At 69.4% G+C, this 15878-nt stretch carries 15 protein-coding genes and 1 riboswitch; of the genes, 9 read left to right on the top strand and 6 right to left on the bottom strand.

What is annotated here, in order from left to right; all coding sequences use genetic code 11:
* Nucleotides 1–19: 19 nt before the first annotated feature.
* Nucleotides 20–1111 (top strand): metallophosphoesterase, encoded by a 1092-nt coding sequence (locus ACFY9S_RS07115; RefSeq protein ID WP_391123892.1) that lies wholly within the window; start codon nt 20–22, stop codon nt 1109–1111.
* Nucleotides 1112–1294: 183 nt separating this feature from the next.
* A complete protein-coding gene (locus ACFY9S_RS07110) occupies nt 1295–2161 on the top strand; it encodes a hypothetical protein (RefSeq protein WP_391123890.1) in 867 nt (288 codons plus the stop codon).
* A 115-nt stretch (nt 2162–2276) separates the two neighbouring features.
* Here ACFY9S_RS07110 and thiC read toward each other — a convergent pair whose 3' ends face one another.
* On the bottom strand, nt 2277–4061 hold the full coding sequence (thiC, locus tag ACFY9S_RS07105; protein ID WP_391123888.1) for a phosphomethylpyrimidine synthase ThiC: 1785 nt from the start codon (nt 4059–4061) through the stop codon (nt 2277–2279).
* A riboswitch (TPP riboswitch) is annotated at nt 4054–4243 on the bottom strand. It overlaps the preceding gene by 8 nt.
* Nucleotides 4244–4315: 72 nt before the next feature.
* Between thiC and ACFY9S_RS07100 the strand changes: the two genes are divergently transcribed.
* Nucleotides 4316–6046 (top strand): YibE/F family protein, encoded by a 1731-nt coding sequence (locus ACFY9S_RS07100; RefSeq protein WP_391123886.1) that lies wholly within the window; start codon nt 4316–4318, stop codon nt 6044–6046.
* Between the two features lie 313 nt (nt 6047–6359).
* On the opposite strand, the gene ACFY9S_RS07095 is transcribed toward ACFY9S_RS07100, so the two are convergent.
* The 4 genes from ACFY9S_RS07095 to ACFY9S_RS07080 all read right to left on the bottom strand — a co-directional run bounded on the left by ACFY9S_RS07095 (nt 6360) and on the right by ACFY9S_RS07080 (nt 8642).
* On the bottom strand, nt 6360–6794 hold the full coding sequence (locus ACFY9S_RS07095) for an SsgA family sporulation/cell division regulator (protein ID WP_102913323.1): 435 nt from the start codon (nt 6792–6794) through the stop codon (nt 6360–6362).
* A 98-nt stretch (nt 6795–6892) separates the two neighbouring features.
* The gene (locus ACFY9S_RS07090; RefSeq protein ID WP_391124253.1) at nt 6893–7627 is read right to left on the bottom strand and encodes an IclR family transcriptional regulator C-terminal domain-containing protein; all 735 of its coding nucleotides are present in this window, start codon (nt 7625–7627) and stop codon (nt 6893–6895) included.
* A gap of 320 nt (nt 7628–7947) precedes the next feature.
* Nucleotides 7948–8160 (bottom strand): DUF5326 family protein, encoded by a 213-nt coding sequence (locus ACFY9S_RS07085; protein ID WP_391123884.1) that lies wholly within the window; start codon nt 8158–8160, stop codon nt 7948–7950.
* A 164-nt stretch (nt 8161–8324) separates the two neighbouring features.
* Nucleotides 8325–8642 carry a cupin domain-containing protein gene (locus tag ACFY9S_RS07080; protein ID WP_062927868.1) on the bottom strand — a complete coding sequence of 106 codons (318 nt, stop codon included), beginning with the start codon at nt 8640–8642 and terminating at the stop codon, nt 8325–8327.
* A gap of 60 nt (nt 8643–8702) precedes the next feature.
* Here ACFY9S_RS07080 and ACFY9S_RS07075 point away from each other — a divergent pair, with 60 nt between their 5' ends.
* The 5 genes from ACFY9S_RS07075 (at nt 8703) to ACFY9S_RS07055 (ending at nt 12751) form a co-directional block, all read left to right on the top strand.
* Nucleotides 8703–9080 (top strand): phage holin family protein, encoded by a 378-nt coding sequence (locus tag ACFY9S_RS07075; RefSeq protein WP_391123882.1) that lies wholly within the window; start codon nt 8703–8705, stop codon nt 9078–9080.
* A 6-nt stretch (nt 9081–9086) separates the two neighbouring features.
* The gene (locus ACFY9S_RS07070) at nt 9087–9578 is read left to right on the top strand and encodes a low molecular weight protein-tyrosine-phosphatase (RefSeq protein WP_391123880.1); all 492 of its coding nucleotides are present in this window, start codon (nt 9087–9089) and stop codon (nt 9576–9578) included.
* Entirely contained in the window at nt 9575–10966 is a 1392-nt protein-coding gene (locus ACFY9S_RS07065; protein ID WP_391123878.1) for a cystathionine gamma-lyase, read from the top strand. Before ACFY9S_RS07070 ends, ACFY9S_RS07065 begins: the two co-directional genes overlap by 4 nt.
* Before the next feature lie 194 nt (nt 10967–11160).
* Complete coding sequence (locus ACFY9S_RS07060; protein WP_391123876.1) at nt 11161–12066, top strand: LysR substrate-binding domain-containing protein; 906 nt, start codon at nt 11161–11163, stop codon at nt 12064–12066.
* 202 nt (nt 12067–12268) lie between these two features.
* Nucleotides 12269–12751, top strand: coding sequence for an NUDIX domain-containing protein (locus tag ACFY9S_RS07055; protein WP_102913681.1), 483 nt, complete (start codon nt 12269–12271; stop codon nt 12749–12751).
* Between the two features lie 10 nt (nt 12752–12761).
* On the opposite strand, the gene ACFY9S_RS07050 is transcribed toward ACFY9S_RS07055, so the two are convergent.
* A complete protein-coding gene (locus ACFY9S_RS07050) occupies nt 12762–14399 on the bottom strand; it encodes a globin domain-containing protein (protein WP_391123873.1) in 1638 nt (545 codons plus the stop codon).
* A 571-nt stretch (nt 14400–14970) separates the two neighbouring features.
* Here ACFY9S_RS07050 and ACFY9S_RS07045 point away from each other — a divergent pair.
* Nucleotides 14971–15834 carry a GNAT family N-acetyltransferase gene (locus ACFY9S_RS07045; RefSeq protein ID WP_391123871.1) on the top strand — a complete coding sequence of 288 codons (864 nt, stop codon included), beginning with the start codon at nt 14971–14973 and terminating at the stop codon, nt 15832–15834.
* Nucleotides 15835–15878 lie beyond the last annotated feature (44 nt).

Here is a 15878-nt window from a genome sequence, read left to right as displayed (position 1 = left end):
TGCGGTGCAACGCGGCGCGATGGTGGAGGGGTCGATGACTCAGGGGGCCGGTCAGGGACCCGAGGTGGAGCGGACGGCGACGCTGCGCGACTTCCGGGTGCCCGCGTACGTCCACGAGGCCGGTCCGTACGTCCACAGCGTCCACCCCAGTGACGTCGCCCCGCCGCCCGAGGAGGCCTACCCCGAGGGGTACACGCCGACCGAGCGCGACCTTCCCGTCATCAACCGGGGTGACACTGTCCAGGTGACCGTGGATCCCGAGACCGCCGCCGCCCCGCAGGCCACCACCGGGCAGGGACCGCTGTACGTCGTCGGTGACGTGCACGGGTACCTCGACCAGCTGGTGTCGGCCCTCCAGGAGAAGGGCCTGCTCGACGCCGCCGGAAGCTGGTGCGCGGGCACCGCCCGGCTGTGGTTCCTCGGCGACTTCACCGACCGCGGGCCGGACGGCATCGGCGTCATCGACCTCGTGATGCGGCTGTCCGCCGAGGCCGCCGCGGCCGGCGGCTACTGCAAGGCGCTCATGGGCAACCACGAGCTGCTGCTGCTCGGCGCCAAGCGGTTCGGCGACACCCCCGTCAACTCCGGCGCGGGCACCGCCACCTTCCAGGCGGCGTGGCTCCTCAACGGCGGCCAGAAGACCGACATGGACCGCCTCCAGGACCACCACCTGCAGTGGATGTCGCGCCTTGACGCCATCGAGGAGGTCGACGGCCACCTGCTCGTCCACTCCGACACCACCGCCTACCTCGACTACGGCCGCTCCATCGAAGAGGTCAACGACACCGTCCGCGAGACGATCACCCGCAACGACGCGGACGAGGTCTGGGACCTGTTCCGCAAGTTCACCAAGCGGTTCTCCTTCCGCGACGAGGGCGGCGCGGACGCCGTGCGCTCCCTGCTCGATACGTACGGGGGCACCCGCATCGTTCACGGGCACAGCCCGATTCCGTATCTGCTGGGCGAGGTCGGCTCGGAGGACGACGAGGACGACCGCGACCCCGTGATCGAGGGACCGCACGTCTACGCCGACGGACTCGCCATCGCGATGGACGGTGGCGTGACCATGGCCGGAAAACTACTGGTCCAGCAACTGCCGCTGGATGCGTGAACGTTCACCGGGCAGGCGTTCCCCTTCGGAGGACCGGGCCGGTGAGGGGTCAATTTCGGTAAACCCCCTGTCACCGCATACCGTCACCGCTCTACCATCGGCTTATCCGTAGCAGGCTCCCCTCCGTTTCTGCCCGACGGCTCGTCAGCATGCCGAGCCCCAAGCCCTACGGAGCATCGGGGGATGCACATGAACAGCGTTCCGCAGCACCTGCTGAGCGAGGACCGCCAGGAATACGAGCGGATCCTCGATGAGGCGCTGCGCTCCGCACCACACCGTCCCGAACTGGCCGCTGTCGGTCAGCGGCTCAACCCCGAACAACTGCGCACCATGGCGCTGAACGCGACCGCGCTCATCACGGCGGCCGCATCGACCGAGTATCAGCACTACGTCAAGGTCCGCGACGAACTGCGACAACCGGCGTCGGCCGACTCGACGGCCGTGCGCGAGTCCGGTTCCGCCAGGCCCGGTACGGGCGCGTCGGGGCTCGCCGCCACCATGGGCGGGGTCGCCGAGACCGCCGGCGCGGGCGCCGTCGCCGTCGTCGCCGTCCTGGCGCCCGTCCTGGCCGGAACCGCCGCGGCGATCTTCCTGCTCGTCGGGTACATCCTGCGGATGCTCGACCCGGAGCAGGGATTCGCCCGCACCATGCTCACCACGGGCTGGGTGTTCGGCGCCGTGACCGCGGTCGCGATCCTCGTCGCCGCGGTGGGGCTACTGCTCACTGCCCTGCGCAACAAGCCCACGGCCGAAGGCGGACCGTACGGCGAACTGCGGGGCGAGGTGGTCCAGGCCAAGGAGGCCTGGCACGAGGCCCTGCTGGAACGCGGCATCCTGCCCTTCCTGCGGGAGGCCCTCGTCGACCCGGGCGCGGCGGCCGCACTGCACCACACGCCGTCGTCAACGCCGGTCAGCCGCATGCCGCACCTCGGCTACGGCCGCCCGGGGTTCACCAGCCCGGACGACGGCGACCGCGGCTCGCGCCCCAGCTTCAGCAGCCCGGACTACTCCAGCCCGGACTTCGGAGGGCCGGAGCACCAGCCGGAGTAACCCCCGCGTCGGGGCCCGTCCGGGCAGCGGACTCGAACGGGCGGACCCGCACGCGGACTCGAACGGGCGGACCCACAGGCCCGCGGCCCATCGGCCCCGGGCCTGCGCGGCAGGGTCAGTCCGCGATGGGCAGGTACACGCGGTTCCCGCTCGCCGCGAACTCCTTCGACTTCAGCGCCATGCCCTCCTCGATCTCGGTCCGTGTGCCGCCGTGTTCACGGCGGATATCCTGCGAGATCTTCATGCTGCAGAACTTGGGACCGCACATCGAGCAGAAGTGAGCCGTCTTGGCGGGCTCGGCGGGCAGGGTCTCGTCGTGGAACTCCCGTGCCGTGTCCGGGTCGAGGGCCAGATTGAACTGGTCCTCCCACCGGAACTCGAAGCGGGCGTCCGACAGCGCGTCGTCCCACTCCTGCGCACCCGGGTGTCCCTTGGCGAGGTCGGCTGCGTGGGCGGCGATCTTGTAGGTGATGACGCCCGTCTTGACGTCGTCACGGTTCGGCAGGCCCAGGTGCTCCTTGGGCGTGACGTAGCACAGCATCGCCGTGCCCCACCAGGCGATCATCGCGGCACCGATGCCGGAGGTGATGTGGTCGTACGCCGGTGCGACGTCCGTGGTCAGCGGGCCGAGCGTATAGAACGGAGCTTCATCGCAGATCTCCTGCTGAAGGTCGATGTTCTCCTTGATCTTGTGCATCGGGACGTGGCCCGGGCCCTCGATCATGGTCTGTACGTTGAAACGCTTCGCGATCCGGTTGAGTTCCCCGAGCGTACGCAACTCCGCGAACTGCGCCTCGTCGTTGGCGTCCGCGATCGAGCCGGGCCTGAGGCCGTCCCCGAGCGAGTACGTGACGTCGTACGCGGCGAGGATCTCGCAGAGTTCCTCGAAGTTCTCGTACAGGAACGACTCCTTGTGGTGCGCGAGGCACCAGGCAGCCATGATCGAGCCGCCGCGGGAGACGATGCCGGTCTTGCGGTTGGCGGTCAGCGGCACGTACGCCAGGCGCACGCCCGCGTGGACCGTCATGTAGTCCACGCCCTGCTCGGCCTGCTCGATGACCGTGTCCTTGTAGATCTCCCAGGTCAGTTCCTCGGCCCGGCCGTCGACCTTCTCCAGGGCCTGGTAGAGCGGCACGGTGCCGATGGGCACGGGGGAGTTGCGCAGGACCCACTCGCGCGTGGTGTGGATGTTGCGGCCGGTGGACAGGTCCATGACCGTGTCGGCGCCCCAGCGGGTCGCCCAGGTCATCTTCTCGACCTCCTCCTCGATGGAGGACGTCACAGCCGAGTTGCCGATGTTGGCGTTGACCTTCACCAGGAACCGCTTGCCGATGATCATCGGCTCGATCTCCGGGTGATTGACGTTGGCCGGCAGCACGGCCCGGCCTGCGGCGATCTCTTCACGCACGACCTCGGGTGCCACGTTCTCCCTGATGGCGACGTACTCCATCTCGGGCGTGATCTCTCCCCGGCGGGCGTACGCGAGCTGCGTGACCGCCTGCCCCTCCCTGCCGCGGCGCGGCTGACGCGGCCGACCGGGGAAGACGGCGTCCAGGTTGCGGAGGCCGCCGCGGGGCGAGGTGTGCTTGATGCCGTCGTCCTCGGGACGGACCGGGCGGCCCGCGTACTCCTCGGTGTCACCGCGAGCGATGATCCAGTTCTCGCGCAGGGGCGACAGGCCCCTGCGGACGTCGGTGTCGACGAGCGGATCGGTGTACGGGCCCGACGTGTCGTACAGGGCGACGGACTGGCCATTGGTGAGGTGCACCTGACGGACCGGCACGCGCAGGTCGGGGCGATTGCCTCCGATGTACGCCTTGTGCCAGCCGATGGACTTCCCGGCCTCCTCGGACTTCTCGTCCTCAACGGAGGCAGGCGTGCGTGCGTCCTTGTTGGTCATCAGACCTACTCCCTACGCCGGCATTACCCGGTAACAGGTTCGGCGGTCGACGCAGCGGTTTCCGTCCGGCGACGTTCCGTGTGAAACGTCACTCGACTCCGGCGATGTTTCATGTGAAACATCGCTGGGACGGAGGTCAGCGCCCTCTCAGCCCGGTGCTCCGAGCTCCCGCGTGTACAAAAGGTGCCTCCACGCTAGCGGCAATTCTGGCGCGGTGAACAGAGGGCCCCCCTCGTTCTTGCGATGATCGGTCGGTGACCACGACGCAGCGTCCCTCCCACCCACCGCCCGAGCCGCCCCACGGATCCGGCGCCGGAAACGGCAACGGCCATGGTGACGGTCATGATTCCGTCGCCGGAGGCGGGCAGGGGCAAGCCATGCGGCAGGGCCTCGGCCCCGGCCCCGGATACGGGCGTGACGGGCGTTTCAGCCCCTCGGGCCGCGGTGAGTACGGACCGAGCTTCGGTGACGGCCCGGGTGCCGGTTCGCACGGTGGTCATGACGCTCCAACGGGCGGTCCGGGTCCCGGCCACGGCCACGGCCCCGGTCGTGGGCCCGGTGGCGGCGACGGGCATGGCCACGGTGCCGGTGCCGGGAATGGCCATGGCGGAGATGACGGACACGGGCACGGTGGCGCCGACGGGAACGGTCATGGCGGAGGTGACGGGCACGGCTCCGCCCCGGGTGGCGGCCACGGGCATTCGCACAGCCACGGCCCGGCCACGCCCGTCTCCATGCATCTGCGCAAGGTCATCGCGGCGATCCTGATCCCGTTCGCCGCGGCGGTGCTGGTCGGTCTCGCCGTCCTGTGGCCGGGCGGCGCCCCGGCTCACGAGCGCACCGGCGTCGGCTTCGACCGGCAGACGCAGGATGCCACGGTCACCAAGGTGGTCGAGGTGAGCTGCAAGGAGGCCGGCGCTTCGGGCGTTCCGCCGACCGGCGACACCTCCACCGCTGAGGGTTCCTCCGCGGTGCAGCAGGAGAAGGGCACCTGCAAGCGGGCGACGATCCGGGTCGACAGCGGGGACGACAAGGGCCGTACGTTCACCGAGATCGTCCAGCCCGACCAGTCCCGCCAGCTGCAAGAGGGCCAGAAGGTCGTCGTCGCCTACGAGCCTTCGGCGCCGAAGGACCTGCAGTACTCGGTCACCGACGTCAACCGTCGGCTGCCCATGGCGCTACTCGCCGGCATCTTCGCCGTCGCCGTCGTGGTCGTCGGGCGGCTGCGGGGTGTCATGGCGTTGGTCGCACTGGCCATCAGCTTCATGGTGCTGAACTTCTTCATCCTGCCCGCGATCCTGCAGGGGTCGAACCCGCTGGTCGTGGCGGTGGTGGGCGCGAGTGCCATCATGCTCATCGCCCTCTACCTCTGTCATGGTCTGTCCGCCCGGACATCCGTGGCGGTGCTGGGCACCCTCATCTCGTTGCTGCTGATCGGCATCCTCGGCTCAGTCTTCATCGACTGGGCCGCACTCACCGGCAACACCGACGACAACACCGGTTTGATTCACGGCCTTTACCCGACGATCGACATGAGCGGTCTGCTGCTCGCCGGCATCATCATCGGCTCCCTGGGCGTGCTCGACGACGTGACGGTCACCCAGACCTCGGCGGTCTGGGAGCTGCACGAGGCCAATCCGTCGATGGGGTGGCGCGGGCTCTACCGCGCGGGCATCCGGATCGGCCGCGATCACATCGCCTCGGTCGTCAACACGCTCGTCCTCGCTTACGCGGGTGCCGCGCTGCCGCTGCTGCTGTTGTTCTCGATCGCGCAGAGCAGTGTGGGGACGGTCGCCAACAGCGAGCTGGTCGCGGAGGAGATCGTGCGCACGCTGGTCGGCTCGATCGGCCTGGTCGCCTCGGTGCCGGTCACCACGGCCCTGGCGGCGCTGGTGGTCTCGGCCGACCGGCCCGGCACGGAGCCCGCCAGGGAGGCCGCTGCGGTCCCGGCGCGCGGGGGGAGGGGCCGGCGCCGCAAGCGCTGACGCCTCTGCGCCTGTGGACGCCTGTGAAGGCCTGGGCCCCGGCGTCCGGCGCGGGGCCTGGACTCCCCGGCGCGGCGGCTGGATTCAAGGCGCGGCGCCCCGGCCCTCGGCGCGGCGGCCAGCTTCTCGGCATAGCGCCCCGGCGACCGGCGTGGCGCCCGGCTTCCGGCTCGTTGACCGCGAGCGTCTCGGCTCGACCGCCTGGGACCGCGAGAAGATCACCCGACATACGAAGATCGCAGGAAGAAGCGTTCCTTCGCAGTTCGGCGACACCCGGTGAAGCGTTACTCCACCGTGCCGCCGGGCCCATGTCTCAACCAGCGCCCTGCTCGGCGAGGATGCGGTCCAGGGCCTCGTCGAGGTGCGCGTCGAAGTCGGCGAGCGAGCCCTCCTGGCCCAGCGGCACCAGCTTGTCCGTACGGTCCAGGAAAGCGACGAGCGGTGCGGTCGACGACCGGAACACCGCCTGGTCGCTGCCCACCTGAAGCCGGATCAACACCTCGCCCAGCGCGTCGGGTTCGACGGGCGTGACCCGCACATCGCCCTCCCCGCACGGCCGGCCGACGCCGTCGATCAGCAACTCCCGTCCGAAAGCCCATGTCACCGGGGCATCACCGGGCAAGTGAAAAGTCAGCCGGACGGCATAGGGATCACTGGACTCATAGCGCAGCTCCACCGGGATGCGGAAGGAGAGCTCCTCGGACACGAGAAAGCTCATCATGACCTCTGCTTGTACGGACTCGCGCATCGATAACCCCGTCATTCGCCGTGACTGGCCGGGAACGAACCTCTGACACTTGGTGGAATCTTGCTGAACGTACACAGCAGATCACAAGGAGTGAGTTTTCACATACTGATAGAGAGCGCGAGCGAGCCGAGCAGACGCCCGATCTCGGTCTGCAACTGACGGGCCGCGGGGAGCAACCGGTCGGCCTGGTGTGCGGGCAGTGAGATGGCCATCGTCGCGGCCGTGGTGCCGAGAGTGAGGGGGATCGCGGCGCACACCGCACCCAGGGCGTACTCCTGACGCTCGGTCACGGGTTCCATCCGCCGGATCCGCTCCAGGCGCCGGAGCAGGCTGTGGTTGTCGCGCACCGTGTACGGCGTGAGGGGCTGCACCGGGTAGCGGTCGAGGTGGTCACGGCGGGCTTCCTCGTCCAGCTGGGACAGCAGGCACTTCCCGATGGCGTGCGCGTGGCCGGTCTCGCGAAAGTCTGCCCACTCCTCGACCGCCGGGTTGCCCGGGGTGTCGGAGACGCACATGACCTCGATCTCACCCTCCCGGTACACCGCGTAGTACACGGGCACGCCCAGGACGTCCCGCCAGTGCGCGAGCGCGTCGACGACCGTGCTGCGACGTTTCTGCCGCGCCCCGCTGCTGCTCAGCCGCTCGGCCGCCTCACCGAGGAAGAACAGGCCCTTGTCCCGCCGCAGATAGCCCTCGTGCACGAGCGTGCGCAGCAGGTGATACGTCGTGGGCAGCGCCAACCCGGTCTCACGGGCCAGTTGTTTGGCCGGGGCCCCGTACTCGTGTACGGCGACGGTCTCCAGCAGACGCATCGCGCGCTGCACGGATCCGATGAGGGTCGGCGGTGGCGGCGGTGTGGAAGGTGGCGGTGGCCCGGGCGGCGCCGCCGAGCGCGGTTGCGCGGGGACGGTGTGGAGCTGGACGGGTGCGGTGTCAGCCGGGACCAAGGGTCTCTCCCGAAGCGCGAGGGGGCAGACCGTGCGGAGGAACACGGGTGGGGGTGAATGCCGCTCGCGGGGAAGTCCCCGCGTCGAGTTCCGGACTCTATTCGTCTGCCACCGCATACAGGCCGCTCGGACCGGAAACTTCCCTCGCCCGAGGGAACGGGTGATTCCAGGTGTTTCCCGCTACCCCCACCGGTTCCCCACCGGTCTCACCAGTCGCTGCGCGACGTGGAGCTCGACATGAACTTCCGTACGACGTAGATCAGTCCACCGACCAGTGCCACGAAGACCAGCAGCTTGAAGAGCAGTCCGATGACGAAGCCGACGACACTGGCGATCAGCCCGCCGAACACGACCAGGGCGATGACCGGCACCGCGATCCACTTCACCCACCACGGCAGTCCCGTGAAGATCTCTCGCATCGCCCTCGTCCTTACCTTCCCACCCGTTCGAGTGCCGGGCCCTGTCGGTCCTTCTGGATCTCTGATGTCCTGCACTCGATGCTAGGACCGGGAGGGGGCGAACGGGGGCCTCGCACCCCTTGTCCTCCCCTGACCGATCCCCTAGGGAACCCCGAGGCGGTCCGTCATCGCTCGGGCGGAGAGAAGACCACCAGCACCCTAAGGTCCTCGGTGATGTGGTGGAACTTGTGTGCGACGCCCGCCGGCACGTAGATCACGCTGCCGCGCGCCACCTGGGTCGTCTCCAGGCCGACGGTGATCGCGGCACGGCCGCTCACAACGAAGTAGACCTCGTCCTGATTGTGCGGCTTCTGTGGATCCTGTTCGCCCGCGTCCAGGGCGTACAGACCGACCGACATGTTCTGCTCCCGCAGAAACTGCAGGTAGGCGCCCTCGTTGGCGGCGCGCTCCGCCTCCAGTTCATCCAGCCGGAATGCCTTCATCGCCTTGTCCGCCCCTGCCTCTTGTGCCCGTGTCCGATCAGGTCTGCCACGATCAGACACATGAAGAATTTCGTAGTCAAGACGATTGCCAACGCGGGTGCCCTGGCGGTCGCCGTATGGCTGCTCGACAAGATCACCCTGACGGGTGACAGCACGGGCAAGAAGATCGGCACTCTGATCATCGTGGCGCTGCTCTTCGGCGTGGTGAACTTCCTGGTCAAGCCGCTGGTCAAGCTCCTCAGTCTGCCGCTTCTGATACTGACGCTCGGCCTGTTCACGCTGGTCGTCAACGCGCTGATGCTGCTTCTCACCTCGTGGCTGGCCGACAAGCTCGACGTGAGCTTCCATGTGGAGGGCTTCTGGACGGCCGTCCTGGGCGGCCTGATCATCTCGGTCGTCTCCTGGGCGCTGCACGTCGTCCTGCCCGACGGGGACTGAGCAGACATGACGTACCGCGTCTGCTTCGTCTGCACGGGCAACATCTGCCGGTCCCCGATGGCCGAGATCGTCTTCCGCGCACGGGTGGCGGAAGCGGGTCTCGACGGGCTGGTGGAGGTCGACAGCGCCGGCACGGGCGGCTGGCACGAGGGCGATGGCGCGGACCCGCGCACGGTGGCCGTCCTGGAGGACAACGGCTCCGCCGGCGCCCACACGGCCCGGCAGTTCCAGTCGTCCTGGTTCTCCCGCCTCGACCTGGTGATCGCCCTCGACTCCGGCCACCTCGGAGCGCTGCGCCGCCTGGCGCCGACGGAGCAGGATGCCCAGAAGGTACGGCTGCTGCGTTCGTACGATCCTGCCGCCGGCTACGACCTCGACGTACCGGACCCCTACTACGGGGGCGCGGACGGCTTCGAGGAGTGCCTTGAGATGGTGGAGGCGGCGAGCACCGGTCTGCTCGCCGCCGTGCGAAGGGACGTGGAGGGACGGGCGGTATGAGCGATTCCGCGCAGGACGACGCGGGCGGGGCGACGGGTGAGTCGGCCCGGGTGATCCGCCACACGGCACCGGCGGCGGACGCGGGCGAGGTGAAGGATGCCGCGAGCCGGGTGACCGGTGCGGCGGGTGGAGTGACGGATGCCGTGGACGAGGTGACGAACGCCGTGAGCGGGGTGACGGGTGCCGCCGGCGAGACGGCGAATGCTGCGGACAGGGCGACAGGCACCGTCGACGAGGTGACGGGCACCGCGGGACGGGCAACCGTGAAGACCGGTGACGGCACGCGCGCGGTGCGGGCCGGACTGCCCGAGCCGGTCAAGTACGAGCCCACCCTGCCCGGCCCGGTGTTCGCCGCCCACTTCCACCTGCCGGGCGAGCCGACCGGCCCCTACACCTACGGCCGCGACCAGAACCCGACCTGGACGCTGCTGGAGCGTGCCGTCGGCGAGCTGGAGGCACCCGGCCGGGACGATGCGGAGACGCTCGTCTTCGCCTCGGGCATGGCCGCCATCTCGGCAGTGCTCTTCTCCCAGCTGCGCACCGGCGACGTGTGTGTCCTGCCGGATGACGGCTACCAGGCGCTGCCGCTGGTTCGCGCCCAGCTGGAGGCGTACGGCATCGAGGTGCGCACCGCGCCGACGGGCGGCGACGCCCAGCTCGACGTCCTCGACGGCGCGAGGCTGCTGTGGATCGAGACGCCGTCGAACCCCGGGCTCGACGTGTGCGACATCAGGCGGCTCGCCGAGGCGGCACACGCGCGTGGTGCCCTGGTGGCCGTCGACAACACCCTCGCGACGCCGCTCGGCCAGCGTCCACTGGAGCTGGGTGCCGACTTCGCGGTGGCCAGCGGCACCAAGCAGCTCACCGGGCACGGAGACGTCCTCCTGGGCTATGTCGTCGGCCGGGACGCCGAGGCCATGACCGCCGTACGCCGCTGGCGCAAGATCGTCGGTGCGATTCCGGGGCCCATGGAGGCCTGGCTGGCACACCGTTCCATCGCGACGCTCCAGATGCGGGTCGACCGGCAGAGCGCGACAGCCCTGGCGGTCGCAGAGGCGCTGCGCGAGCGGCCCGAGGTGACGGGGCTGCGCTACCCGGGTCTCCCCGACGACCCCTCGCACACGATCGCCGCTCGGCAGATGCGGCGCTTCGGGTGCGTGGTGTCGTTCACGCTGCCCACGCGCGAGCGTGCCGACCGCTTCCTCGAAGCGCTGCGGCTCGTGGACGACGCGACGAGCTTCGGCGGGGTGCGGTCCACGGCCGAACGGCGGGGACGCTGGGGCGGGGACGCGGTGCCTGAGGGCTTCATCCGCCTCTCGGTCGGTGCCGAGGACCCGGAGGACCTGGTGGCGGACGTGCTGCGTGCGCTGGACGCATCGGCCGCCTGACCATCCCCACGGACGGTCCGAGCCTCCCCCCTCGTGGCTCGGACCGTCCCCCGGTTCCGCGCGCAAGAACCGCGCGACCAAGGCTAGTTGACTCTCTGTCAGTGTCCAATCACGGTAGCGACAGAGACCTATCGACTTATTTATAGTTGGGCAGGCCGTGGGCGGGTGGCGAGGGTCGGAGAGGGGAGTGCGCGGTGGATCTGGCCTTACTGCGGACCTTCGTGACCGTGCACCGGGCCGGCTCCTTCACCCGCGCCGCCGCCCTGCTCGGTCTCTCCCAGCCTGCCGTCACCTCGCAGATACGGACGCTGGAACGGCAACTGGGCCGCCCCCTGTTCCTGCGGCAGGCCCGCGGCGTGACCCCGACGAGCATCGGCGACGAGCTCGCCCACAAGGCCGCGCCCCATCTCGACGCCCTGGTGGAGATCACCGAGACCGGCCTCGACGACGACTCCTCCTTACGGACCCTGCACCTCGCAGGTCCTCCGGAGTTCACCGCCGAACGAGCCCTGCCCGCCCTCACGGAGCTGACCGGTGAGGACGGCCAGGGCTTTGCCTTGCGCGCTTCCTTCGGGACGGCCGAGGAAACACTGGAAGGGCTTTCTGCCGGGCACCATGATCTGGCCATCAGCACGGCCCAGCCGCGCGGCTCCCTGCTCACGGCGACTGCGCTCTGCGACGAGGAACACGTCCTGATCGCGGCGCCGCGCTGGGCCGAGCAGATCGGCACCGTGCAAACGGACCGCGAGCCGGAACCGGCCCTCGAGAAGGTGCCCGTGGTGGAGGTGCACGAGTCGCTGCCCTTCGTCTCCCGCTATTGGGCCTCCGTTTTCGACTCGCACCCGGCTACCCCAGGCACAGTGATCGTCCCCGACCTTCGTGCGGTCCTGGCCTGTGCGGCCGCCGGCGCCGGCCTGGCGGTGCTGCCCCGCTATCTGTGTGCGCCGGCGCTGGAGCAGGGCGATGTCGTGGCCCTGCACGAGCCGACGGTGCCACCGCTGCGGACATACTTTCTGGTGGTTCGGACCGGGACGCTGGCGCTGCCCCATATCGCTCGAGCCCACGAGTGGTTGCAGCGGGCTTCGGCCGACTGGTGCTGAGTCCCTCATCGGCCGGGCTCCGAGCTGGGATGACGCGGGTTTCGCGGGCGCCCTGGTGGTGGGGCCGAGGGCCTTCTCAAGGAGGCGACGGGGGCGCCTTGGGGTGGGTATCGGGGCGCTCGGGACCGTGCCTCACTCTGGGGGCTCGGCCGGTGACGGTTCGCGATGTTTCACGTGGAACCAGCCGGGCCACATTTCACTCATGACCGTCCGACCCGTGGTCAAGCGCACCGCCCGCGCCGTTCTGCTGGACGGCGCCGACCTGATCTTGATCAAGCGCACCAAGCCGGGTGTGGATCCCTACTGGCTCACCCCCGGTGGCGGGGTCGAGCCCAGCGACTCGACCGTCATCGACGCCCTGCACCGCGAGGTGTACGAGGAACTGGGCGCCAAGATCACCGATGTGGTGCCCTGCTTCGTGGACACCATGGAGCACATCGGGGAGGACGGCGGAGCAACCGGTGTGAAGGTGCAGCACTTCTTCGTCTGCCGCCTGGAGTCCATGGATCCCTCCCTGCGCCATGGCCCCGAGGTGGACGAGCCGGTCGGCGAGTACGAGATCGTGCGCGTGCCCTTCACCCGGGTCGGTATCGCCTCCGTCCATCTCGTGCCGCTGTCGCTGCGCCACTACCTGGACGGCAACATCGAGGGCGTTCTCGCCATGCACGCTCCCGACCTGGGCTGAGGCGCCAGGGTCAGCTTCCGGCCGCGACCAGTTCCTCGACGGAGTCGTGGCGTATGCGGTTCGACGGGATACCGATGTCCCTCAGTGCGTCCACACTGCTGCGAATCATCCCGGGCGGGCCCGAGAGGTAGGCGTCGAACTCGTTCCACGGCCCATAGGCGCGTATCGCGTCCGGCAGCTGCTGGTTCGCCTGCTGGTCGATGATCGCCCGGACCGAGAGCCAGGGGTGGCTCTGCTGGAGGCGGAGCATGGTGTCGATGTCATACAGGTCGTGGTCCGTGCGGGCTCCGTAGAAGACCTCGACCGACCTGCGGTCCCCATGCTCGGCGACATCTTCGACCAGAGCCTTGATGGGCGCTATGCCCGTGCCGCCGCCCAGGCAGAGCAGACCGCTGTCCGTGGTGTGGTCCACGGTCATGGAACCGGCGGGCGGACCGAGCCGGATGATGTCGCCGGGGCGGGCGCGGTGCACCAGGGCATTGGAGACCCAGCCCGCTGGTACGGCCTTCACATGGAACGACAGAAGACCGTCGGAGCGGGGCGCCGAGGCGAAGGAGTAGTGCCGCCATATCCGGGGCCACCAGGGCGTCTCCACGCTCGTGTACTGCCCGGCGAGGAAGGGGTACGGCTGGTCGGGCCGGACGGTGACGACCGCGACGTCCGGGGTTCGCAGGTCGTGCGTGACGATCTCGGCGTACCACCAGGCCGGGGCTCGCAGTTCGTCCGCGGCCGCCGCGTCGATCATGACCTGGGAGATCGTGGTGTAGGCCCTGACCCAGGCCGCCTCCATCTCCGCGTTCCAGACCCCGGCGGCGTATTTGCTCAGCGCACCGATGAGGCACTCGCCGACGGCCGGGTAGTGCTCGGCCCGCGTCCCGTACTTCCGGTGCCCCCGGCCGAGATTCTGCAAGTAGTCGACGAGGACATCCTTGTTGTCGATGTGCTCGGCGGCCGTGAGCAGCGCTCTGAGCAGCCGGTCCCGCTGCGTGTCCATCGCGGCCGGGAACAGCGACCGCAGGTCGGGGTGGCGAACGAAGAGCAGAGCGTAGAAGTACGACGTGACCTTGTCGGCGACCGGGGATACCTCGGCCATGGCGCGGCGGATGAGCAGGGCGTCCGGGGAACCCTCTTCGACCCGGGGGGTGGCGGCCTCTTCCGGGGACGACACCGGTGCGTACCGCTGGGCGGGGACACGCTGCTCAGCAGCGGCAGTCGGGGGCGGAGCCGGCGTGGAGGCGAAGGGCGTGGGGGTCAGCGGGGCCGGTGCGGGACCCGGCGATGAGGCGCCGGCGAGGCTCGAGACCGCGGGGGGAGGAGCGTGCTGCGCGGCTTGAGGGGCGGGCTTCGGTATCGACCCCGGGGCGTCACGCCCTTGCTCGGGCCCACCGGCGCTCACACTGCCGGGCGTCGTGTTTGTCGGCGCGGATGTGCCGTCTGCCGGGGTTTCCGGGACGGTTCCCGGCCTGCCCACCGGGCGTATCGCGGCCGGCCGACGCCCTTCTGCCGTTCTGTCGGGCGTCCTGGCGTCGCTGTCCGGCGCCGTCGCCGGGTCCTTGCGGGGTGTGAACCAGCCGCCCTCGCCGCCAGAAGTGCCGCTGTCGGCCGACGTGGTGGTCGGAGCGTCCATGGTGTGCCTCGCCTCGAGCATCTTTCGGTCGGTCTGCGCACTTTCCCAGCCGGAAGGTGCCTGCTTTCCCCCGTGGACGGTCTGCGTTCCCATCCTTGTCGCGGCCAATGCGGCCACATTCAACCCGTATTCCGGCCCCGTACGGACAAGTAAGGCGAGAGTGTGACATTGGCCGCAGTGCTTTCATCGAGCTTCTCACCCGCCTGGACGCTTCCGTCGCGTAACCGGAAACGCGGGTCTTCGATCTCTCCGTCCCGCTAGGCTGCGTTGCCCTGCACTCGGCCCATACGGGGCGGGCCGTGCCGTCCCGAATGCGAACCGGAGTCGACCCTACCGGCCACCGGCGTGCACACAAGTCCCCCCTTCCCTCGCCACGAATGCGGCCACGACGCGAATCATCGAGTCGGTCAACTTCGGCGCGGTAATGCACCGTTCCCAGCCTCGATCGGACACGGGGTGTTCTTACGTGTTTCACGTGAAACATCCAGCACCGACCCACGCCGTGTACGGGTGGCGACAACTGGCCAAAAGCTCGTACGTCTCCATTGAAAGAGGTGGACGCCAAGGGCCCGCGTCGGACAGCCTGACCTGCGTGCCGACTCCTTCCCTTGCCTCTCTGCCCATCCGCCGTCTCACGCTCCGCGATCAAGCGGCCTGCGCCGACTTGTCCGAGGACCGGGGGTGGCCACGGGAGGAGCACAAGTGGGGCTTCCTCCTCACGGCCGGAAAGGGCTACGGCATCGACGACCCCGACGGCGGCCTGGTCAGCGCCTGCGTCGTCACCGAGTACGGACCACAAAACCCTGCCCTCGCCGCGATCGGCATGGTTTTGGTGGCCGGACGGCATGCTCGCCAGGGCGTGGGACGCCGACTGATGCGCCACGTCGTCTCGGCGATGGGTGCTACTCCCGTCACCCTGCATGCCACGCCGTACGGCCGCCCCCTCTACGAGGAACTCGGCTTCAAGGTCACCGGGCGGGCCGAGATGGTCCGGGGGCACTTCAGCCCCGGTGGGCCGGAGCCGACTGTCACCACTCGCGCCGCGACCGCCGAGGACCTCACCGCGATCCTCCGGCTCGACGAGCAGGTGTTCGGGACCGACCGCACCCACATCGTCACCCGACTCCCCGCCTTCGCCGATCAGTTGCGCGTAGCCGAGGAGGGCGGGCGGATCATCGGGTACGCGGGAGCCTGGCCCAACATGGACACCCACGTCGTGGGGCCGCTCATCGCGCGCGACACGTCGGTGGCGCAGGCGCTCATCGCCTCTCTTGCCGCTCACACCGACCGCCCGCTGCGCACCGACATCGATGTGCGGCATGAAGAGCTCCTCGCGTGGGTGAAGCAGCGCGGCCTGGAGTCCGTTGCCTTCAACTCGGTGATGTCGTACGGGATCACCGAGCTGCCCGGAGACTGGAGCCGGCGGTTCGCGCCGGTCACGGTCGCGGCGGGCTGAAAAGTCTCGGTACGACGGTGCGGGCTGCCCGGAAACCGGGGCGC

The organism is Streptomyces sp. NPDC012474 (genome assembly GCF_042955185.1).
Classification (GTDB): Bacteria; Actinomycetota; Actinomycetes; order Streptomycetales; family Streptomycetaceae; genus Streptomyces; species Streptomyces cahuitamycinicus.
The sequence above is the reverse complement of the archived record's forward strand: the minus strand, read 5'-3'. Positions and strand labels throughout refer to the sequence as shown.